The organism is Kocuria salsicia (assembly GCF_039532055.1).
In the GTDB taxonomy this organism is placed as follows: Bacteria; Actinomycetota; Actinomycetes; order Actinomycetales; family Micrococcaceae; genus Kocuria; species Kocuria salsicia.
This window is the reverse complement of the sequence record NZ_BAAARF010000003.1, coordinates 438,525-458,391: the sequence shown is the minus strand read 5'-3', so window position 1 is coordinate 458,391 and position 19,867 is coordinate 438,525. Positions and strand designations below refer to the sequence as shown.

Here is a 19,867-nt window from a genome sequence, read left to right as displayed (position 1 = left end):
CAGCGAACCCTTGAAGGTCCTCTACGCGGGCACGCCCGAGACGGCCGTCCCCCCGCTCGAGGCGCTGCACGCCGATCCCCGCATCACCGTGGTGGCCGTGCTGACCCGGGAACCCGCACCCGTGGGACGCAGGAAGGTTCTCACGCCGTCGGCCGTCGGACGCCGCGCCGAGGAGCTCGGACTGCCCCTGCTCACCGCCAACCGCGTCACCGATGACCTGCTGGACGATCTCCGTGCCACGGGCGCGTCCATCGCGGCTGTCGTGGCCTACGGCGCCCTGCTGCCTGCGCCAGCGCTCGAGGTCTTCGAGCACGGCTGGATCAACCTCCACTTCTCTCTGCTGCCGCGCTGGCGCGGAGCCGCACCCGTCCAGCGCGCCCTCATGGCCGGGGACACCACGATCGGTGCCACCACGTTCGTCCTGGACGAGGGCATGGACACCGGGCCCGTGGTCGCCACGGTCATGGACGAGGTGCGCGCCGAGGACACCTCCGGCTCCGTGCTGGAGCGGCTCGCCCACGAGGGCTCGCCGCTGCTCGCGGACTCGCTGCTCGACGTCGCCTCCGGCCGGGTGAGGCCCGAACCGCAGCGCGGTGAACCGAGCCCGGCCCCCAAGCTGAGCGGCGCCGAGGCCCGCGTGCGGTGGGAGGATCCCGCCCCCGCGGTGTCCCACCGGGTCCGCGGTGTCACGCCCGAACCGGGAGCGTGGACCGAGTACCAGGGCCAGCGCTTCAAGCTCGAGCGCGTGGTCCCCGCCCCGGAGGTCACGGGGATCGCACCCGGTCACGTGGAGATCCGCGAGAAGCACGTGTACGTGGGGACCGGGTCCTCAGCGGTGGAGCTGACCCGTGTGCAGCCCTCCGGCAAGAAAGCAATGGCGGCGCTCGACTGGGCGCGCGGCCAGCAGAACAGGGAGCAGGTGGCGTTCGCATGAGCCGGGATCAGCACGAGCTGGGTGGCGCGTCCGACGGGCGCAACGAGCGCCGCAGTCAGGGGCCGGGGGACCGACGGGGTCCCGGAAACAGTCGCGGCGCGTCGCGTGACGGCTCCCGCCGCAACGCCCGTGGGCACGAGCGCAACCGCCGGTCCCAGCAGGAGCGCTCCTACTCCGCGCAGGCCCCGGCCCAGCGGCGTCGGAACTCCGACCCCGCACGGTTGACTGCCTTCCAGGCGCTGCGGGCGGTGAACTCCGAGGACGCCTACGGCAACCTGGTGCTGCCCCGCCTGGTGCGTGAGAACCGCCTGGACAGGAGGGACGCCGCCTTCGCCACGGAACTCGCCTACGGGACCATGCGCTGGCAGGGAACGTGGGACGCCGTGCTCGAGACATGCGTGGACCGCCCGCTCGACCAGCTCGATCCCGCCGTGCTGGATGCCCTGAGACTGGGTACCCACCAGCTGCTCGCCATGCGCGTGCCCGACCACGCGGCCCTCGACGCCACCGTGGGCCTCGTGCGCGGCGAGGTGGGGCAGGGCCCGGCAGGGCTCGTCAACGCGGTGCTGCGCAAGGTCGCGCGCCAGAGCGGGGAGGAGTGGCTGGACCAGCTCGCCGCCGAGCAGTCGGACGAGCTGCGGCGGATGGCCGTCCGGCACGCGCACCCCGCGTGGGAGATCCGTGCCATGCGGCGTGCCCTGCGCGTGAACGGCCGGGACACGGGGGAGATCGAGGCGCTGCTCGAGGCGGACAACGAACCGCCGAGCGTCCACCTCGTCGCGCTGCCGGGTCTGGGCTCCCTCGACGCCGCGATCGACGACGGCGCACGCCCGGGCGACCTCGTGCCGGACAGCGCCGTGAGCGCGGGCGGGGACGTCCACCGGATCCCCGGCACCCGCGAGGGTGTGGTAAGGGTGCAGGACGCCGGGTCCCAGCTCGTAGCGCGGGTCCTCGCCAAGGCCCCCGTGCAGGATGACGCCGGCCGGTGGGCGGACCTCTGCGCCGGTCCCGGTGGCAAGGCGGCCCTGCTGGCGGCGCTCGCGAACGAGCGCGGGGCCACGCTGCTGGCCAACGAGGTCGGCGAGCACCGCGCCGACCTCGTCCGCAATGCCCTCGCCCCCGTCCCGGAGGACGCGTGGCAGGTGCGGGTCGGAGATGCACGGGACGTCCCCGGTGCGGAGCCCGCCCGGTTCGACCGTGTCCTCGTGGATGTTCCGTGCACCGGCCTGGGGGCGCTGCGGCGCCGGCCCGAGGCGCGGTGGCGGCGCACGCCGTCGGACGTGGGGAATCTCGCCAGCATCCAGCGGCAGCTTCTCGACGCCGCACTGGACGTGACCCGCCCGGGAGGGGTGGCGCTCTACGCCACGTGCTCGCCGCACACCGCGGAAACGCACGACGTGCTCCAGGAGGTTCTGGACGCCTGCGGGGACGTCGAGGTCCTGGACACGGCGGAACTTGCCCGTTCCGCGGCCCTGCCCGGTGCGCTGGACGGGGAGCGCGCCGTGGGCCACGAGGTGCCCGGCGGTGGCACGAGCGTCCAGCTGTGGCCGCACGTGCACGGTACGGACGCCATGTTCATGGTCGCTCTGCGCCGGCGGTCCTGAGACTCGCGCCGACGTCGGGCGGAAACCCGGCGTCCGTGCGCGAGTCAGACGCCCGGCGGGCGCCGCCGCCCGCCCCTCACGTACGGGAATGTGCAGACAGACCCCCGGCACGTACATCCCGGCCACACCGGCCGCCCACCGGCTCCCAGGAGGAACCCATGTCACGCTGCGACATCCACCCGTCCATCCTCTCCGCAGACTTCTCGCACCTGGCGGAGGAGCTCCAGCGCATCTCCGGTGCGGACGCCGCGCACGTGGACGTGATGGACAACCACTTCGTCCCCAACCTGACCCTGGGTCTGCCGGCGGTGGAGAGACTCCAGGCGGTCTCGCCCATTCCCCTGGACCTGCACCTGATGATCGATGACCCGGACCGGTGGGCTCCCGCGTACGCGGAGGCCGGCTGCGCGTCCGTTACGTTCCACGCCGAGGCCGCCGCAGCGCCCGTCAAGCTGGCCCGGGAGCTGCGGGCCGCCGGGGCCAAGGCGGGTCTCGCAGTGCGGCCCGCCACCCCGGTCGAGCCCTACCTGGACCTGCTGGCCGAGCTGGACATGCTCCTGATCATGACCGTGGAGCCCGGCTTTGGTGGTCAGAAGTTCCTGGACGTGACGCTGCCCAAGTTGCGCCGGGCCGCCGCCGCCGTGAAGGACCACGGTGGAACGGTGGCCCTGCAGGTGGACGGCGGGATCACGGAGGAGACCATTGCCCGTGCCGCGGAGGCCGGCGCGGACACGTTCGTCGCCGGTTCCGCGGTCTACGGCCAGGACGACCCCGCCGTCGCGATTGAGGCGCTCCGCAGGACCGCGCGGGAGCACCGGGCCTGAATTTATGCGGGCCCCGATGACGGGTCAGCGGAGAACGCCCTGCCTGTCAGCGCAGGTCCAGGAGTTCACGCAGTTCCGTGAAGGCGCCCCGCACCACGGTGTAGTGCGCCCACTTGCCGCGCTGCTCGCGTGTGAGCAGTCCGGCGTCCACCAGCTTCTTGAGGTGATGACTCACGGTGGGCTGGCTGATGTCGAGGACGTCCAGCAGGTCGCAGGCGCACACTGCGTCGCAGCCCTGCGCGGCGATGTGGGAGAGCAACCGCAGGCGCGTCGGGTCGGAGAGCGCCTTGAGCTTCGCGGTCATGCGCTCGGCCTCGCCGGCCCCGAGCGGCGAGGAGGCGAGCGAGCAGCACTCGGTTGCTTTCTCATCGATCAGCTCGGGTCGTTGCGCGGGTGCTTTCATACCGACATTTTATATTGACGGAAATCTATATGACCTCGTAGCGTATGTCCCATAGATGACCGTCGATACGAGGAGCTCGCCGCCCGTGAGTACCACCATCGCCCCCGCACCGGTGAGGCAGAGCATGTCGTTCCTGGACCGGTGGCTGCCGGCCTGGATCCTGCTGGCCATGGGCGTGGGCCTGCTGCTGGGCCGGCTGGTGCCGGGGCTGAACACGGCCTTGGAAGCCATGACGATCGGACAGGTGTCGCTGCCGATCGCAGTCGGTCTGCTGGTGATGATGTATCCCGTCCTGGCCAAGGTGCGCTACGACGAGACCCGCCGCGTGACCGGCGACAAGCGATTGCTTGGCCTGTCGCTCGTGCTCAACTGGGTCGTGGGACCGGCGTTGATGTTCGTGCTCGCCTGGGTGTTCCTGCCCGATCTGCCCGAGTACCGCACCGGGTTGATCATCGTGGGCCTGGCCCGGTGCATCGCCATGGTCCTGATCTGGAACGATCTCGCATGCGGTGACCGGGAGAGTGCGGCCGTGCTCGTGGCCATCAACTCCGTCTTCCAGGTCGTAGCCTTCGGCGCTCTGGGGTGGTTCTACCTCCAGGTCCTGCCGTCGTGGCTGGGGCTGCCCACCACCACGGCCGAATTCTCCGTGGGGGCGATCGTAGGATCCGTCCTGGTGTTCCTCGGCATCCCGCTGCTCGCAGGCTTCCTCACTCGCGTCCTGGGTGAACGGGCGAAGGGCCGGGACTGGTACGAGGAGAAGTTCCTCCCCGCGATCGGCCCGTGGGCCCTGTACGGCCTCCTGTTCACCATCGTGATGCTCTTCGCGCTCCAGGGGGACGCCATCACCTCACAGCCCCTCGACGTGGTCAGGATCGCGCTGCCGTTGCTCGTGTACTTCGCTCTGATGTTCGTCATCGGCCTCTTCGCCTCGAAAGCAGTGGGGCTCGACTACGGCAAGTCGGCCACGGTGGCCTTCACCGCGTCGGGCAACAACTTCGAACTGGCGATCGCCGTGGCCATCAGCACCTTCGGCGTCACCTCCGGGCAGGCACTGGCCGGCGTCGTGGGGCCGTTGATCGAAGTGCCCGTCCTGATTGGCCTGGTCTACGTGGCCCTGTGGGCCGGCCAGCGCGTGTTCCCGAACGATCCTTCTGTCCCCACCGACCGAACCCGGGAGACCGCATCGTGAGCGCACCATCACCCACGAAACCGACCGTGCTCTTCGTCTGCGTCCACAACGCGGGCCGCTCCCAGATGGCGGCGGGCTACCTGGCCTCGATGTCAGGCGGGAGCATCGATGTCCGCTCGGCCGGGTCCGAACCGGCAGAGAGCCTGAACCCGGTGGCCGTGGAGGCAATGGCTGAGGAGGGCATCGATATCACCGCAGCTGTGCCCACGATCCTGCGGACGGAGCAGGTCAGGGCCTCCGACGTCGTCATCACCATGGGCTGTGGGGACACCTGCCCCGTGTTTCCGGGCAAGCGCTACGAGGCCTGGGACCTCGACGACCCGGCCGGTCAGCCCCTCGCGGACGTGCGCAGGATCCGCGACGACATCAAGGCCCGCGTCACCGGACTGCTCTCGGATCTGCAGGGCCGTGAGAACGGCCGGAAAACCAGGACGTAACCGCCCGGTGCCCCCGATCACGGGCATGGTGCGGCCGCGTGGCATAATGAGCGCAGCAACGTGTTCCGGGGTCGGTGCAATTCCGAACCGGCGGTGACAGTCCGCGAACCGTGAACACCGTGCGCCACCTCGCCCCGGCCCCTGTGGCCGGCCGGGCAGTGCACGGAACCACGGCCGAACCGGTGGAATTCCGGTGCCGACAGTACAGTCTGGATGGTAGGCACACGTGCGCGTTCCGGCGTTCCGCCGTGCTCATCCGCTGACGGGGGAGCACCCGGTCCCGTCGTGACGCCTTCCGCCGCACGACCCTGACCGGTCGGCGTGCGTCCTTCTCCCCGGAACCACTGGTCGTGGCGGGTGAGAGGAGACTCCATGGATGTCCTGCGGTGGTTGTTCGATGCACAGATCCGCGTGGGTGACGGGTTCATCCTGTGGCGCGAGGTGCTCGGCAACGTGTTCGGCCTGCTCTCCGCCCTGGGCGGGATGCGCCGGAAGGTCTGGGCGTGGCCCGTGGGCATCGTGGGCAACGCGATCCTCCTGACCGTCTTCCTGGGCGCCGTGTTCGACACCCCCAATCCCGTAAACCTGCTGGGCCAGGCGGGGCGCCAGGTCATGTTCATCGCCGTCTCGGTCTACGGCTGGGTGCAGTGGCGCCGGTCGCGGGGCGCGGAGCAGGAGGCCGTCTCGCCGCAGTGGGCGGGTCTGCGGCAGCGCGTCCTCCTGGTCGTCGCGCTGGTGGCAGGCACAGCGGTGCTGACGCCCGTGTTCCGCATGCTGGGCTCCTACGAGCCGGTGTGGGCGGACGCGTGGATCTTCATGGGCTCCCTGCTGGCCACCCTCGGCATGGCCAAGGGGTGGGTTGAGTTCTGGCTGTTCTGGGTCGCGGTGGACCTCGTGGGCGTCCCGCTGCTCTTCTCCGCGGGCTACTACGCCTCCGGGCTCATGTACATCTTCTACGGCGCATTCACCCTTGCGGGATTCTTCGTGTGGTGGCGGGTGAACACGAAGCAGCGCAGGAGCGCCACTATCGGGACGGGCTTCCCGGACCTCCACCTCTCCGTGGGCGAGGAGGAGCGGTGACGCCCGACGACGCCGCGCGGCCGCGTCCCCACGACGGTCACCGAGCGGTGGTCGGCGAGGCCTTCACCCCCGCGGAGGAAGCTGCCATGCGGGCGGCCCTCGCCGCGGCGCAGCGGGGCGTGCGCGGCGCGAACCCCGTGGTTGGTGCGGCCCTCATCGACGCCGCCGGAACCCCGCTGCACGTGGGCCACCACCGCGGCGCAGGCACGGACCACGCCGAGGTGGACGTGCTGCGGCAGGCCCGCGCAGCGGGGACGCCGCTGGGCGACACCACTCTGCTGGTCACCCTGGAACCGTGCCACCACACCGGGCGCACGGGCCCGTGCTCCGCCGCGATCCTTGCGGCCGGGATTCCCCGGGTGGTCTTCGCGGTGCCGGACGCCACGGACACCGCACGCGGCGGCGGGGCCCACCTCGCGGCGCACGGGGTGGACGTGCGCCACGGGCTGCTCGCGGACCCGGCGCGTGACCTCAACGACCGCTGGTTCCTGGCGCAGCGGCGTCGTCGGCCGTTCGTGACCCTCAAGCTCGCCCAGAGCCTCGACGGCAGGGCGGCTGCCGCGGACGGCACGAGCCAGTGGATCACCGGCGCCCCCGCCCGCGCCGAGGGCCACGCCCTGCGCGCGCGGGCGGACGCGATCCTGGTGGGCGGTGGCACGCTGCGTGCGGACGACCCGTCCCTCACGGCCCGGGACGCCCACGGGACCCCGGTCGAGAGTCAGCCGTTGCGCGCAGTGATGTCCACGGGGCCGGTACCGGAGCAGGCGCGCGTACGTCGCGGCGTCGCGGCGGGGCAGAGCGCAGCCCGGCCCGGGGCCTCCGGTGACGACGGGAGGTTCGCCCACCTGCCGACCCACGACCCCGCCGAGGCGCTGCAGACTCTTCGCGAGCTCGGCGCCGCCCACGTGCTCGTGGAGGGCGGGCCCACCGTGAGCGCAGCGTTCCTCGCCGCGGACCTCGTGGACGAGCTGTGGCTCTACCAGGCGCCCCTGCTGCTGGGCGAGGGCTCCGCATCCGTGGCCCCGCTCGGGATCGGCACGCTCACGGACGCCTCGCGCTGGCGGAGCGACCCGGTGGGGCTTCCAGAGGGGGAGCGCCCCGTGGCGGGGCTCGGCGAGGATGTCCGCTGGCACCTGCGGCCCGCACCCCGGGAGACGGTGTCCCCGTACCGAGGCCTGCACGCAGCGACGTTCGACAGGACGGTGACCGGCACCCCGGCGCCGCAGGATTTGACCACGCCTGATCCGGCGCCTCACGACCCTGGCCCATCCCACGCGGACTTGCCCGGTGCGGCACAGCACTGTGCCGCCCCGCCCCGCCCAGCATCCGCCGTTGCTCAGCAACCGTACGCCCACCCGTGCGCGCCGCGCGGCGCCTGACCTGCACCCCCGTCACTGAGGAGACCCGTTGTTCACCGGAATTGTCGAATCCCAGGCCACCGTCGAGCGCGTCGAACGGCTCGCGGAGGACGCCGCCCGCCTGCACGTGTCCGCCGGAGCGCTCGTCGCGGACCTGCCGGAGGGCGGGTCCCTGGCCGTCAACGGCGTGTGCCTCACAGCAGTGCCCGCCCCGGCGTCCGTGCCGGGGGACTTCACCGCGGACGTCATGGGGGAGACACTGCGCCTGACGACGCTGGGCGAGCTCAGCGGCGGGGAGACGGTCAACGTGGAACGCTGCACGGCCGCCGGGCAGCGGCTGGACGGACACGTGGTGCAGGGCCACGTGGACGGTGTCGGCACCGTGCTGCAGCGCACCGCGCACACGGGCTGGGAGACGGTGCGCGTGGGCCTGCCACGCGAGCTCGCACGCTACGTGGCCGTCAAGGGCTCTGTGGCCGTGGACGGCGTGTCCCTCACGGTCACCGCCGTCTCCGGGGTGGACGAGGCCGCGGCGTGGTTCGAGGTGGGGCTGATCCCCGAGACCCTGCGCACCACGACGCTGGGTGTGCGCGGGCCCGGTGCGCGCGTGAACCTGGAGGTGGACGTGATGGCCAAGTACGCGGAGCGGCTCGGGGTCTTCACCGCCCCGCAGGCGGCTTCCACCGACCGGGGCGTGGTGCTCGACGCCGTGCCGGACGCCGTGGCCGCCATCGCCTCCGGCGCCGCGGTGCTGGTCGTGGACGACGAGGACCGCGAGAACGAGGGGGACCTGGTCTTCGCCGCGCAGCACGCCACCCAGCCGCTCATGGGCTTCACCGTGCGTCACAGTTCCGGGGTGGTGTGCGTTCCCATGCCGCAGGAGACCGCGGACCGGCTGGGGCTGCCGCCCATGACCTCCCACAACGAGGACGCGAAGGGCACCGCCTACACCCTCACGTGCGACGCCCGGGTGGGCGTGAGCACCGGCATCAGCGCCCGCGACCGCGCCCTGACCGCCCGTTTGCTCGCCCTGCCCACCACGTCCGCCGCGGACCTGACCCGACCTGGCCACATCCTGCCGCTGCGCGCCGCGGCCGGGGGAGTCCGCGAACGCGCGGGGCACACCGAGGCCGCGGTGGAGCTCGCCCGCCTGGCGGGGTGCGAACCGGTGGGAGCGATAGCCGAGGTCGTGGACGACGGCGGCCAGCCCCTGCGCGCGCCCGCCCTGCGCCGTTTCGCGGACCAGCACGGTCTGGTGATGATCAGCATCGCAGACCTGGTGGAGCACCTGGACGGCACGGCCGCGGCCACGCCGGACGCTCCCACCGGGCAGCGGAAGGGAGGGCTGCCCGCATGAGCGCACGCGAACGAGGCGACGGCACGTCAACCGGGGCCGACGACGTCGGCCCCGAGCGCGGCACGAACGCCGTCGACGCCGTACCGGTGCACGGGTACGGCACAGGTCCAGCGGCGAGCACCGCGGCCCCGGAGGACCGGGCGGGCCCCGGGACGGACACCGCGGCGGCGTCCTCCGTGGGGGAGCTCGAGCACAGCGAGCCCGTGGTCGTGCCCACCGAGCACGGCACGTTCTCGACCATCGGGTGGCGCGTGCCCGTGCCCTCCGGCGTTCCCGCGGCCGAGCACCTCTCGCTCACGGCACCGCCGCCCCCGGAGGAGGCGCACCTGCCACCCCTCGTGCGGCTGCACTCGGAGTGCCTCACCGGGGACGTCCTCGGCTCGTGGCGCTGCGACTGCGGTCCCCAGCTGCACCTGGCCATGGAGCGGGTGGCCCGTCACGGCGGGGCGGTCCTCTACCTGCGCAACCACGAGGGCCGGGGCATCGGGCTGATCAACAAGCTGCGGGCCTACAAGCTCCAGGACGGCGGCGCGGACACCGTGGACGCCAACACCCTGCTGGGGCTGCCGGCGGAGGCCCGCGACTACACCGCTGCCGGGCGGATCCTCACGGCCATGGGACTCACCGAGATCCGGCTTCTGTCCAACAACCCGGACAAGGTCGCCAAGCTGGAGGCCCTGGGGATCACGGTCACGCAGATGGTGCCCCACGAGGTCCACGCCCGGCACGAGAACATCGACTACCTGCGCACCAAGCGCGATCGCATGCACCACCACCTGACCCACCTCATCCCAGGAGAGAACTCATGAGCGGACACGGCGCCCCCACCATCCAGGCCTCGGACCTCGACGCCTCGCAGCTGACGATTGCCGTCGTGGCGGCGAGCTGGCACACCACCATCATGGACGGGCTGGTGGCCGGGGCCCGCCGTGCCCTGGAGGAGGCGCACACGGGGAAGGTCCTCGAGGTGCGCGTCCCCGGAAGCTTCGAGCTGCCCGTGGCGGCGCGCCGGCTCGCGGAGTCCGCGGACGCCGTCGTGGCCCTGGGCGTCGTCGTGCGCGGCGGCACACCGCACTTCGACTACGTGTGCAGCGCGGCGACCATGGGGCTGACGGACGTCAGCGTGGCCACGGGCACACCGGTGGGTTTCGGCGTGCTCACGTGCGACACCGAGCAGCAGGGCCTGGACCGCGCCGGGCTGGAGGGCTCCACCGAGGACAAGGGCTACGAGGCCGCCCACGCCGCCGTGAGCACCGCCCTGACCCTGCAGGGACTGGGCGTGTGAGCGCGGCCGGCGGTTCGGGGGAGGCGTGCGCACCCATTACCCTGGAACGGTGAAAACCTTCGAAGACCTCTTCACCGAACTCAGCGACAAGGCCGCGCGGCGCCCGGAGGGCTCCAAGACCGTCACGGAGCTGGACTCGGGAATCCACGGCATCGGCAAGAAGGTCGTCGAGGAGGCTGCCGAGGTCTGGATGGCGTGCGAGTACGAGACCGAGGCCGAGGCCGCGGAGGAGATCTCCCAGCTGCTCTACCACCTGCAGGTCATGATGATCGCCAAGGGCATGAGCCTCGAGGACGTCTACAAGCACCTGTGAGCCGCGCGCCGCCCGCGCGAAGCCCCCACCACGTCACCAAGGCCTCCCCACGGAGACCACGTCACCGAGTTCTCATCACAGAGTCCGCGTCGCGGAAAGGAACACCATGCTGCGAGTAGCCGTGCCCAACAAGGGTGCGCTGTCGGAAGCCGCCATCACCATGCTCACCGAGGCCGGGTACCGGCAGCGGCGCAGCAGCCGTGAACTCGTGCTCGTGGACAACGAGAACCACGTGGAGTTCTTCTACCTGCGCCCCCGTGACATCGCGATCTACGTGGGCAGCGGCACCCTGGACCTCGGTATCACCGGGCGGGACCTGCTCCTGGACTCCGGAGCCGAGGCCCACGAGGAGCTCGGTCTCGACTTCGCCCGCTCCACGTTCCGTTTGGCCGGTCCCCGCGGCCAGTTCCAGGACCTGCGAGAGCTGGAGGGCAAGCGGATCGCCACGAGCTACCAGCTGCTGCTCGGACGCTACCTTGCAGAGAAGGGCGTGGACGCCGAGGTGGTCCGCCTGGACGGTGCCGTGGAGTCCTCCATCCGCCTGGGGGTCGCGGACGCCATCGCGGACGTCGTGGAGACCGGCAACACGCTGCGCGCCGCAGGCCTCGAGATCTTCGACGAGCCCGTCATGCACTCGGAGGCCCTGCTCATCCGCCGCGGGGACGAGCCGGAGCCCGAGGGGCTGCAGGTGCTGCGACGCCGTCTGAAGGGCGTCCTCGTGGCGCGCCAGTACGTGATGATGGACTACGACATCAGCGAGGACCTGCTGCCCGCGGCCACCGAGATCACCCCCGGCATGGAGGGGCCCACTATCTCCCCGCTGGGCCGCGACGGCGCTGTGGCCGTGCGCGCCATGGTCCGCAAGAGCGACACGAACAACGTCATGGACGCCCTCTACGAGGTGGGTGCGCGGGCGATCCTCGTCTCACCCATCCAGGCCGCGCGGATCTGAGCATCCACGCGGGCAGGAAGCATTGATCGCAACAGTGAGGACGGTGGCGTGATGGGAGTGGCCGTACGGGTCATACCGTGCCTGGACGTGGACGCCGGGCGCGTGGTCAAGGGCGTGAACTTCGAGAATCTGCGCGACGCGGGGGACCCGGTGGAGCTCGCCGCCAGGTACAACCTGGCCGGGGCGGACGAACTGACGTTCCTGGACGTCACCGCGTCCTCGAGCGAGCGGGACACGATGTTCGACGTCGTCTCCCGTGCCGCGGAGGAGGTCTTCATCCCCCTCACCGTCGGCGGCGGGGTCCGCGCGCCCCAGGACGTGGACCGGCTGCTGCGCTGCGGGGCGGACAAGGCCTCGATCAACACCGCGGCGGTCGCGCGCCCGGGGGTGATCGACGAGATCACGGACCGTTTCGGCAACCAGGTGCTCGTGCTCTCCCTGGACGCCAGGCGCACGGGCAACACCCCGTCCGGTTTCGAGGTCACCACGCACGGCGGTCGCACCCTCACGGGCCTCGACGCGCTGGAGTGGGCCCGCGAGGCCGAGGACCGCGGCGTGGGGGAGATCCTGCTGAACTCCATGGACGCGGACGGCACGCGCAACGGCTTCGACCTGGAGATGATCTCCGCGGTGCGCGAGCGTGTGGGCGTGCCCCTGATTGCCTCCGGGGGCGCCGGGGCGCCCGAGCACTTCCCGCCCGCCGTCGCCGCCGGTGCCGACGCCGTGCTGGCGGCCTCGATCTTCCACTTCGGCCCGCACGAGGCGATCGCCCAGGTCAAGGACGCCCTGCGGGCGGCCGGCTGCGAGGTGCGCTGATGAACGGGGCGCAGGAACCCGGCGTCACGGGTGCACTGGACCCCCGGATCGCCGAGCTGCTCAAACGGGACCCGGCGGGGCTCGTGGCGGCCGTGGTGCAGCAGTACGACACCCTCGAGGTGCTCATGCTGGGCTGGATGGACGACGAGGCGCTGCGGCGCACCCTCACGGAGGGCCGGGTGACCTTCTGGTCCCGCTCCCGCCAGGAGTACTGGCGCAAGGGGGACACCTCAGGGCACGTCCAGACGGTGCACTCCGTCCACCTGGACTGCGACGGGGACGCCCTGCTGGTGCGCGTCGACCAGACCGGCGCGGCGTGCCACACGGGCGCGCGCACATGTTTCGACGAGCGGGACCTCCACGCGGAAAAGGCGGTTTGAATGCGGGACCTCGGCACCATCACACCCACCCTCGAGGAGTTCCGGGAGTACGCGCGCACGCGCCGTGTGATCCCGGTGCGCACCACCGTCCTCGCGGACGCCCTGACGCCCGTGGGCCTGTACCGGTGCCTGGTCACCCGCGACGGTGACCCCGCAGCCGGCACGTTCCTGCTGGAGTCCGCGGCCGAGGGCGGCGTGTGGTCGCGCTACTCGTTCGTGGGTGCCGGCTCCGTGGCCACGCTGACGTCGAAGGACGGCCAGGCCCACTGGCTTGGCGAGGCGCCGGCGGGCGCTCCCACGGACGGCGACCCCATGGAGGCCCTGCGTGCCACCATGGAGCTGCTGCACACCGAGCCCTTCGAGGGCGTGCCTCCCCTGACGAGCGGGATGGTCGGCTTCGTGGGCTGGGAGGCCGTGCGGCACTGGGAGAAGCTGCCGGACCCGCCCGAGGATGACCTGCACATGCCCGAGCTCGCCATGAACCTCGTCTCGGACATGGCGGTGCACGACAGCAAGGACGGCACCGTGATGCTCGTCGCCAACGCCGTGAACGTCAACGGCACCGACGAGAACGCGGACGCCGCCTACCACGACGCCGTCCGCCGGCTGCGCTCCATGGTGGACCGGCTGGCCACCCCGCTCGGGCACACCACCGTCTCGGTCACGGACCGGGAGGACCTCGACTCCGGGGACGTGGAGTCCGCCGTGCGTCAGTCGTGGGACCGCGAGCTGTTCATGTCCGCCATCGAGCGCAGCAAGCGGGCGATCGTGGACGGGGACATCTTCCAGGTGGTCGTCTCCCGCCGCTTCGAGGCCGAGTGCGGTGCGAGCTCCCTGGACGTCTACCGCACGCTGCGGCGGATCAACCCGAGCCCGTACATGTACCTGTACTCGTTCCAGGACGCGGACGGGCGGCCCTACTCGATCGTGGGGTCCTCGCCCGAGGCGCTCGTGACGGTCACCGGCAGGGAGGCCGTGACCCACCCCATTGCCGGTTCACGGCCGCGGGGCGCCACGGTGGACGAGGACGTGGCCCTGGGCCAGGAGCTGCTCGCGGACCAGAAGGAGCGCGCGGAGCACCTCATGCTCGTGGACCTCGCGCGCAACGACCTCTCGCGGATCGCCGAGCCCGGCAGCGTGGACGTCAGCGAGTTCATGGAGATCGAGCGCTTCAGCCACATCATGCACCTGTGCTCCACCGTGGTGGCCCGCATGCGCGAGGACGTCAGCGCGTACGACGTGCTCGCCGCAACCTTCCCTGCCGGGACCCTCTCGGGTGCGCCCAAGCCGCGCGCCCTGCGGCTGCTCGACGAGTACGAGCCGCTGCGCCGGGCGGTGTACGGCGGCGTGGTCGGGTACATGGACTTCGCGGGCAACATGGACATGGCCATCGCCATCCGCACCGCGCTGCTTCTCGAGGGCACGGCGTACGTCCAGGCGGGCGGGGGTATCGTGGCGGACTCGGATCCGGAGACGGAAGCCCTCGAGTCCCTCAACAAGGCCACGGCACCGCTGCGCGCGGCGCTGATCGCCGAGTCCCTGCGCTCCCTGCAGCGCTGAGAACCCCCACCGCATCCCGCGAGGAGCTGAGATTGCTGCGCCGTACCGCACCCGCCGTCCTGGTCACGCTGCTGTGTGCCCTGGCCCTGTTCGGCACCACCACACAGACCTGGATCCACGCCGGGGTCACCACGTCCCTGCAGCCGGTCACGGTGGATGTGACGGGTTCCGACGCCGCTCCGGCCGTGACCGCCCTGGGCCTCGTGGCCGCCGTCGCGGCGGTGGCGTCCGTGCTCGGCGGCCGGTGGCTGCGCAGCGTCGTCGGTGTCGTCGTGGCACTGGCGGGTGCGGGGGCGGTGGTGGCGGTCCTGGCCGTCACCACCGACGCCCGCGCCGCGGCGCAGCCCACCGTGGGCACGCGCACCGGCGTGATCAACGAGGGCGGCGACTACGCCCTCACCGGGTGGCCCTGGGGCGCAGTGGCCGCCGCGGTGCTGCTGGGGCTGTGCGGGGTGTGGCTCGTCCTGGTCGCCCAGCGCGTGCGCCGCCAGGCCTCTCAGCGCTACGACCGCGCGGCGGTCACGGGCGCGGGGGCCCAGGGTGGCAACGGCGAGGCGTCGGCAACGGCGACGTCGGGCACCCCCGCGCCGGGCGACGTCGGCACCCCGACCACGGTGGGGCAGGCTCAGGCCGCGGAGCACGCGGACGACATCGACACCTGGGACGCCCTGACCCGCGGCGAGGATCCCACCGGAGACTGAGTCGCGTGGCTGCCCGGGGCAGACGCCGGATAGTGGCACAATGGAGCCAGAGAATCCGACCCGCACACCACGCGGGCGCAGCACACCATGGGCCACAGGCTCAACCGGCACGGGAGAGTGGACACGAATGTCGAACACCGATCAGATCATCCTGGACCACACCGCCGCGGTGGGCCACGGCAACACCGTGGCCGGGTGGGCCTGCGTGGCCGTGATGACCGTGGGCGTCATCGTCGGCTGCACCGGCTTCGTGATGGCCTCCACCCCGGTCACCGTGGTGGGTGTCGGCCTGATCGTGGTGGGCGTGATCGTGGGGATCGTCCTGAAGGCCATGGGCTACGGCAAGGGCGGTTCAAAGACCGCGTCCCACTGATCCCCGAGTCCGGGACCAGCACGCACAACCATCGACGATGACCAGTTCCACGCACCGCGGAACTGGTCATCGTCTTCCGCACGCCGGGTGCTGCGGCACCGGCCTGCGGACCGACGAATGAGGAGACGCATGACGCAGCAGCACAGCGCTACGGTGCTGGACCAGATCATCGAGGGGGTGCGTGAGGACCTCGAGACCCGCCGGGCCGCGGTGAGCCTCGAGGAGCTGCAGCGTGCCGTGGCCCAGCGCGGTCCCGCGCTCGATGCCGAGGCCGCCCTGCGCGGCTCGGAGCCCGCGAGCGTGCAGGTGATCGCGGAGGTCAAGCGCTCGAGCCCCTCCAAGGGGGCGCTCGCCGAGATCACGGACCCGGCGGAGCTGGCCGCGAGCTACGAGCGCGGAGGTGCCTCGGCGATCTCCGTGCTCACGGAGCAGCGCCGATTCGGCGGCTCGCTCGCTGACCTCGACGCCGTCCGCGCCGCGGTGGGCATCCCCGTGCTTCGCAAGGACTTCGTGGTCGAGGACTACCAGGTGTGGGAGGCCCGCGCGCACGGAGCGGACCTCGTTCTGCTCATCGTCGCCGCGCTCGACGACGCCGCACTGCGCCACCTGCTCGAGCTCACCCACGAGCTCGGCATGCACGCCCTCGTGGAGACGCACACGGCGGAGGAGGTCGAGCGAGCGGTGGCCGCCGGCGCGCGGATCATCGGCGTGAACACGCGCAACCTCAAGACCCTGGAGGTGGATGTCCACACCTTCGGCCGGCTCGCCGGAGCCATGCCGCAGGACGTCGTGGTCGTGGCGGAGTCCGGTGTGCTGGGCGAGGAGCAGATTCGGCTCTACGCCGGTCACGGTGCGAACGCCGTCCTCGCCGGGGAGGTCCTCGTGACCTCCGACGATCCCGCACAGAGCATCTCCCGCTTCCGTGAGGTCGGCGCCCTCGCGCGGGCCGAGCACCTGGATGGCGCCACCCCGCCGGCCGCTCAGGCCGCGTTCGCCGCCGCCCAGGTGGCGGGGGAGACCGCCCAGGGCACGGCGTCGTCGCTGCGCGAGGCCCCGGGGCCGTACTTCGGGGACTTCGGCGGGCGCTGGATGCCCGAGTCCCTCGTGGCCGCACTGGACGAGCTCACCGAGACCTTCGACAAGGCCCGCACGGACGAGGAGTTCCTCGAGGAGTTCGCGCGGCTCTCCCGCGACTACGCGGGCCGGCCCTCCATGCTCACCGAGGCCGAACGCTTCGGCGCCGAGCTCGGTGTGCGAGTGTTTCTCAAGCGCGAGGACCTCAACCACACGGGCTCCCACAAGATCAACAACGTGCTCGGCCAGGCGCTGCTCGCCCGTCGCATGGGCAAGACGCGCCTGATCGCGGAGACGGGCGCGGGCCAGCACGGCGTGGCCACCGCCACCGCCGCCGCGCTGTTCGGCATGAAGTGCTGCGTCTACATGGGCGAGGAGGACACCCGCCGCCAGGCGCTGAACGTCGCGCGGATGCGGCTGCTCGGCGCCGAGGTGGTGGCCGTGACCAACGGCTCGCGCACCTTGAAGGACGCGATCAACGAGGCGCTGCGGGACTGGGTGGCCTCCGTGGACACCACCCACTACCTGCTTGGCACAGCGGCCGGCCCGCACCCGTTCCCGGCGATGGTCCGCTACTTCCACGAGCAGATCGGCGAGGAGGCGCGCGCCCAGATCCTCGAGAAGGCCGGGCGCCTGCCGGACGCCGTGACGGCGTGCGTGGGCGGTGGCTCCAACGCCATCGGCATCTTCCACGGTTTCCTGGATGACGCCTCGGTGGAGCTCTACGGCAACGAGGCAGGCGGCGACGGCGTGGAGACCGGCCGCCACGCGGCGACCATCACGCTCGGGCGTCCGGGCGTGATGCACGGCTCCAGGACGTTCCTGATGCAGGACACGGACGGGCAGACGGTGGAGTCCCACTCGATCTCCGCCGGCTTGGACTACCCCGCTGTGGGCCCGGAGCACTCCTATCTGCACTCGATTGGGCGGGTGAAGTACGAGGCCGTCACGGACGCCCAGGCCATGGACGCCTTCCAGCTGCTGTGCCGCACCGAGGGGATCATCCCCGCGATCGAGTCCTCCCACGCGCTGGCGGGGGCCCGCGAGGTCGCCGCGAACTGGGTGCGCGAGCTCGGTCCGGAGGTCGCCGCCCAGAAGATCATCATGGTCTCTCTCTCCGGGCGCGGCGACAAGGACGTCGCCGCCGCCGCCGAGTGGTTCGACATGCTCCCGCAGGACAGCCACGAGGAACGCGTGGCCCAGAAAGGCGAACAACTGTGAGCACCACCGGAACGAACGCCACCACGCCCGCCACGCTGACCGAGCGCATCGTCCCCGCCGGGCTCTCCCGCAACGGTGACTCCGCACTCTCGCGCCGCATCGAGGACTGCCGTGCGCAGGGGCGGCCCGCCCTCGTGGGTTACCTGCCGGCCGGCTTCCCGACCGTCGAGGAGTCGGTCGCGGCCGCCGTCGCGCTCGGGCAGAACGGCGCAGACATCATCGAGATCGGCATCCCGTACTCGGACCCGGTGATGGACGGTCCCGTGATCCAGGCCGCCACCACGAAGGCGCTGGCCAACGGCTTCCGTGTGGCAGACGTGTTCACCGTGGTGCGTGCCGTCGCCGAGCAGACGGACGCCGTGCCCGTGGTGATGACCTACTGGAACCCCGTGCTGCAGACCGGCGTGGACGAGTTCGCCCGCCGGCTGGCGGAGGCCGGGGGAGCGGGGATCATCACCCCGGACCTCATCCCGGACGAGGCCTCCGAGTGGTTTGCCGCATCCGAGGCGCACGGCCTGGACCGGATCTTCCTGGTGGCGCCCTCCACCACGCGCGAGCGCATGAACATGACGGTCGGCGCGGCATCGGGCTTCGTGTACGCCGTCTCGGTCATGGGCGTCACGGGCACCCGCGACCAGGTCTCCTCCGCCGCCGAGGACGTCGTGCGGCGGGCGCGCGAGGCTGGTGCCGAGCGCGTGTGCGTGGGCCTGGGAGTCTCCTCCCGGGAGCACGTGCTGGAGATCGGGGCCTACGCGGACGGCGTGATCGTGGGCACGGCCCTCGTTCGCGCCCTGGGCGAGGGCGGGCCCGACGCCGTCGGCCGCCTGGCCGCGCACCTGGCTGGACGCGAGTGACCGCGCTCGTGGTCCCCGCGTCCATCCCGTCCCCGAGCGTCAGCAGCATCCACCTGGGCCTCTTCACCCTGCACTTCTACGCACTGTGCATCTTGCTGGGCATCGCCCTGGCCATCTGGCTGACGTCCCGCCGCTGGCGTGCGCGGGGCCAGGACCCGGACGTGCTGTGGGACATCATCTTCTGGGCGGTCGTCGCCGGGATTGTGGGCGCGCGGGCCTACCACGTGCTGATCACCGACCCCGCGGGGTACTTCGGCGTCGGGGCGGACCCGCTCGCGGTGTTCCGGATCTGGGAGGGCGGCCTCGGCATCATGGGCGCGGTGCTCTTCGGGGCGGGCGCGGCGTGGTTCGTCTCCCGCCGCAACGGGCTGTCCCTGTCCGTCTTCGCTGACTGCGTGGCCCCGGCCCTGCTGCTGGCCCAGGCCGTTGGCCGCTGGGGGAACTGGTTCAACCAGGAGCTCTTCGGCAGGCCCACCACCCTGCCGTGGGGCCTGGAGATCTCCCCGTCCTCGCCCAACTTCCCGGCGGGGCTGCCCGCGGACACCCTCTTCCACCCCACATTTCTCTATGAGAGCCTGTGGAACCTGCTGGGCGTGGTGCTGCTGCTCGCCCTGGACCGCCGGTTCCAGCTGCGCCACGGTCAGCTGTTCGCGCTGTACATGGTCTTCTACGGCTTCGGGCGGCTCATGATCGAGCTGTTCCTGCGAGTGGACCCCGCACTGATGGTCGCGGGGGTGCGCGTGCACGTGTGGACCTCGCTGCTCATCGTGCTGGCTGGGATCGCGATCTTCGTGGTCGCGGGACGTCACACACGGCGGGAGCGGGAAGTCCCCGCCGTCGGGGCGGCCGCCTGAGACAAGGCGCCGACGGCGCACCACCGCTTGGCAGCACGCGCCGAGGAAGACCCCGGGACCCGGCCCGGGGTCTTCCTGCCGTGGCCGGGGGCGGCCCGCGGGCGCGCAGAGTGACCCGGCTAACGTGGTAAATTACCCACGCGCCCGCCGGAACCGCTCACCCGCATGGTTCCCCGGCACGATCCTCGGCTCGTCGCAGAGCCGTCTCCTTCCGCAATGGGGCGGACACCGCGCGTCACACGGATCTCACGACGTCCGCTGCACACCCACCGAGTGTTCCCCGGGCTTCGTCGACGCA

21 protein-coding genes and 1 riboswitch are annotated in these 19,867 nt (G+C 71.7%); of the genes, 20 read left to right on the top strand and 1 reads right to left on the bottom strand.

Going from position 1 to position 19,867, the window contains the following annotated elements:
• Window positions 1–10: 10 nt before the first annotated feature.
• From fmt to rpe, 3 genes are all read left to right on the top strand, one after another.
• Window positions 11–934, top strand: a complete 924-nt coding sequence (gene fmt, locus ABD264_RS02050) for a methionyl-tRNA formyltransferase (RefSeq protein ID WP_144942712.1) — start codon at window positions 11–13, stop codon at window positions 932–934.
• Entirely contained in the window at window positions 931–2,538 is a 1,608-nt protein-coding gene (locus ABD264_RS02045; RefSeq protein WP_344203864.1) for an RsmB/NOP family class I SAM-dependent RNA methyltransferase, read from the top strand. Before fmt ends, ABD264_RS02045 begins: the two co-directional genes overlap by 4 nt.
• 158 nt (window positions 2,539–2,696) lie before the next feature.
• The gene (rpe, locus tag ABD264_RS02040; protein WP_144942623.1) at window positions 2,697–3,362 is read left to right on the top strand and encodes a ribulose-phosphate 3-epimerase; all 666 of its coding nucleotides are present in this window, start codon (window positions 2,697–2,699) and stop codon (window positions 3,360–3,362) included.
• A gap of 46 nt (window positions 3,363–3,408) precedes the next feature.
• Here rpe and ABD264_RS02035 read toward each other — a convergent pair whose 3' ends face one another.
• Window positions 3,409–3,765 carry an ArsR/SmtB family transcription factor gene (locus ABD264_RS02035; protein WP_052160694.1) on the bottom strand — a complete coding sequence of 119 codons (357 nt, stop codon included), beginning with the start codon at window positions 3,763–3,765 and terminating at the stop codon, window positions 3,409–3,411.
• Between the two features lie 55 nt (window positions 3,766–3,820).
• Between ABD264_RS02035 and arsB the strand changes: the two genes are divergently transcribed.
• The 17 genes from arsB to lgt all read left to right on the top strand — a co-directional run bounded on the left by arsB (window position 3,821) and on the right by lgt (window position 19,569).
• A complete protein-coding gene (gene arsB, locus ABD264_RS02030) occupies window positions 3,821–4,954 on the top strand; it encodes an ACR3 family arsenite efflux transporter (RefSeq protein WP_144942624.1) in 1,134 nt (377 codons plus the stop codon).
• The gene (locus tag ABD264_RS02025; protein WP_144942625.1) at window positions 4,951–5,391 is read left to right on the top strand and encodes an arsenate reductase ArsC; all 441 of its coding nucleotides are present in this window, start codon (window positions 4,951–4,953) and stop codon (window positions 5,389–5,391) included. The genes arsB and ABD264_RS02025 overlap by 4 nt, the downstream gene beginning before the upstream one ends.
• A gap of 57 nt (window positions 5,392–5,448) precedes the next feature.
• Window positions 5,449–5,620: riboswitch (FMN riboswitch) on the top strand.
• Between the two features lie 143 nt (window positions 5,621–5,763).
• On the top strand, window positions 5,764–6,471 hold the full coding sequence (gene pnuC, locus ABD264_RS02020; protein WP_145009219.1) for a nicotinamide riboside transporter PnuC: 708 nt from the start codon (window positions 5,764–5,766) through the stop codon (window positions 6,469–6,471).
• Window positions 6,468–7,850, top strand: a complete 1,383-nt coding sequence (gene ribD, locus ABD264_RS02015; RefSeq protein ID WP_313960152.1) for a bifunctional diaminohydroxyphosphoribosylaminopyrimidine deaminase/5-amino-6-(5-phosphoribosylamino)uracil reductase RibD — start codon at window positions 6,468–6,470, stop codon at window positions 7,848–7,850. Before pnuC ends, ribD begins: the two co-directional genes overlap by 4 nt.
• Window positions 7,851–7,878: 28 nt before the next feature.
• Window positions 7,879–9,186, top strand: coding sequence for a 3,4-dihydroxy-2-butanone-4-phosphate synthase (gene ribB / locus ABD264_RS02010; RefSeq protein WP_145009217.1), 1,308 nt, complete (start codon window positions 7,879–7,881; stop codon window positions 9,184–9,186).
• Complete coding sequence (locus ABD264_RS02005; protein WP_290499782.1) at window positions 9,183–9,995, top strand: GTP cyclohydrolase II; 813 nt, start codon at window positions 9,183–9,185, stop codon at window positions 9,993–9,995. The genes ribB and ABD264_RS02005 overlap by 4 nt, the downstream gene beginning before the upstream one ends.
• Complete coding sequence (gene ribH / locus ABD264_RS02000) at window positions 9,992–10,471, top strand: 6,7-dimethyl-8-ribityllumazine synthase (RefSeq protein WP_344203859.1); 480 nt, start codon at window positions 9,992–9,994, stop codon at window positions 10,469–10,471. Before ABD264_RS02005 ends, ribH begins: the two co-directional genes overlap by 4 nt.
• A gap of 49 nt (window positions 10,472–10,520) precedes the next feature.
• A complete protein-coding gene (locus tag ABD264_RS01995) occupies window positions 10,521–10,784 on the top strand; it encodes a phosphoribosyl-ATP diphosphatase (protein WP_145009215.1) in 264 nt (87 codons plus the stop codon).
• Window positions 10,785–10,890: 106 nt separating this feature from the next.
• Window positions 10,891–11,736, top strand: a complete 846-nt coding sequence (gene hisG / locus ABD264_RS01990; protein WP_144942630.1) for an ATP phosphoribosyltransferase — start codon at window positions 10,891–10,893, stop codon at window positions 11,734–11,736.
• A gap of 51 nt (window positions 11,737–11,787) precedes the next feature.
• Entirely contained in the window at window positions 11,788–12,552 is a 765-nt protein-coding gene (hisF, locus tag ABD264_RS01985) for an imidazole glycerol phosphate synthase subunit HisF (protein ID WP_144942716.1), read from the top strand.
• Window positions 12,552–12,932, top strand: a complete 381-nt coding sequence (hisI, locus tag ABD264_RS01980) for a phosphoribosyl-AMP cyclohydrolase (protein ID WP_144942631.1) — start codon at window positions 12,552–12,554, stop codon at window positions 12,930–12,932. The genes hisF and hisI overlap by 1 nt, the downstream gene beginning before the upstream one ends.
• Window positions 12,933–14,492, top strand: a complete 1,560-nt coding sequence (locus tag ABD264_RS01975) for an anthranilate synthase component I (RefSeq protein WP_303105920.1) — start codon at window positions 12,933–12,935, stop codon at window positions 14,490–14,492.
• 32 nt (window positions 14,493–14,524) lie between these two features.
• Window positions 14,525–15,193: a Trp biosynthesis-associated membrane protein gene (locus ABD264_RS01970; protein WP_055084767.1), complete on the top strand. Its 669-nt coding sequence runs from the start codon at window positions 14,525–14,527 to the stop codon at window positions 15,191–15,193.
• Window positions 15,194–15,320: 127 nt separating this feature from the next.
• Window positions 15,321–15,566 (top strand): HGxxPAAW family protein, encoded by a 246-nt coding sequence (locus ABD264_RS01965; RefSeq protein WP_055084765.1) that lies wholly within the window; start codon window positions 15,321–15,323, stop codon window positions 15,564–15,566.
• Between the two features lie 117 nt (window positions 15,567–15,683).
• On the top strand, window positions 15,684–17,861 hold the full coding sequence (locus ABD264_RS01960; RefSeq protein ID WP_344203858.1) for a bifunctional phosphoribosylanthranilate isomerase/tryptophan synthase subunit beta: 2,178 nt from the start codon (window positions 15,684–15,686) through the stop codon (window positions 17,859–17,861).
• A complete protein-coding gene (trpA, locus tag ABD264_RS01955) occupies window positions 17,858–18,715 on the top strand; it encodes a tryptophan synthase subunit alpha (RefSeq protein WP_144942634.1) in 858 nt (285 codons plus the stop codon). Before ABD264_RS01960 ends, trpA begins: the two co-directional genes overlap by 4 nt.
• A complete protein-coding gene (lgt, locus tag ABD264_RS01950) occupies window positions 18,712–19,569 on the top strand; it encodes a prolipoprotein diacylglyceryl transferase (RefSeq protein WP_055084760.1) in 858 nt (285 codons plus the stop codon). The genes trpA and lgt overlap by 4 nt, the downstream gene beginning before the upstream one ends.
• The last annotated feature ends 298 nt before the right edge of the window (window positions 19,570–19,867 follow it).

Bases quoted from the DNA above. Each gene is read 5' to 3' on its own strand.
- ribH (WP_344203859.1), top strand. From the start codon at position 9,992: ATGAGCGGACACGGCGCCCCCACCATCCAGGCCTCGGACCTCGACGCC.
- ABD264_RS02005 (WP_290499782.1), top strand. From the start codon at position 9,183: ATGAGCGCACGCGAACGAGGCGACGGCACGTCAACCGGGGCCGACGAC.
- hisF (WP_144942716.1), top strand. From the start codon at position 11,788: ATGGGAGTGGCCGTACGGGTCATACCGTGCCTGGACGTGGACGCCGGG.
- hisI (WP_144942631.1), top strand. From the start codon at position 12,552: ATGAACGGGGCGCAGGAACCCGGCGTCACGGGTGCACTGGACCCCCGG.
- ABD264_RS01965 (WP_055084765.1), top strand. From the start codon at position 15,321: ATGTCGAACACCGATCAGATCATCCTGGACCACACCGCCGCGGTGGGC.
- ABD264_RS02045 (WP_344203864.1), top strand. From the start codon at position 931: ATGAGCCGGGATCAGCACGAGCTGGGTGGCGCGTCCGACGGGCGCAAC.
- ABD264_RS02035 (WP_052160694.1), bottom strand. From the start codon at position 3,765: ATGAAAGCACCCGCGCAACGACCCGAGCTGATCGATGAGAAAGCAACC.
- ABD264_RS01975 (WP_303105920.1), top strand. From the start codon at position 12,933: ATGCGGGACCTCGGCACCATCACACCCACCCTCGAGGAGTTCCGGGAG.
- rpe (WP_144942623.1), top strand. From the start codon at position 2,697: ATGTCACGCTGCGACATCCACCCGTCCATCCTCTCCGCAGACTTCTCG.
- arsB (WP_144942624.1), top strand. From the start codon at position 3,821: ATGACCGTCGATACGAGGAGCTCGCCGCCCGTGAGTACCACCATCGCC.
- pnuC (WP_145009219.1), top strand. From the start codon at position 5,764: ATGGATGTCCTGCGGTGGTTGTTCGATGCACAGATCCGCGTGGGTGAC.
- ABD264_RS01960 (WP_344203858.1), top strand. From the start codon at position 15,684: ATGAGGAGACGCATGACGCAGCAGCACAGCGCTACGGTGCTGGACCAG.
- hisG (WP_144942630.1), top strand. From the start codon at position 10,891: ATGCTGCGAGTAGCCGTGCCCAACAAGGGTGCGCTGTCGGAAGCCGCC.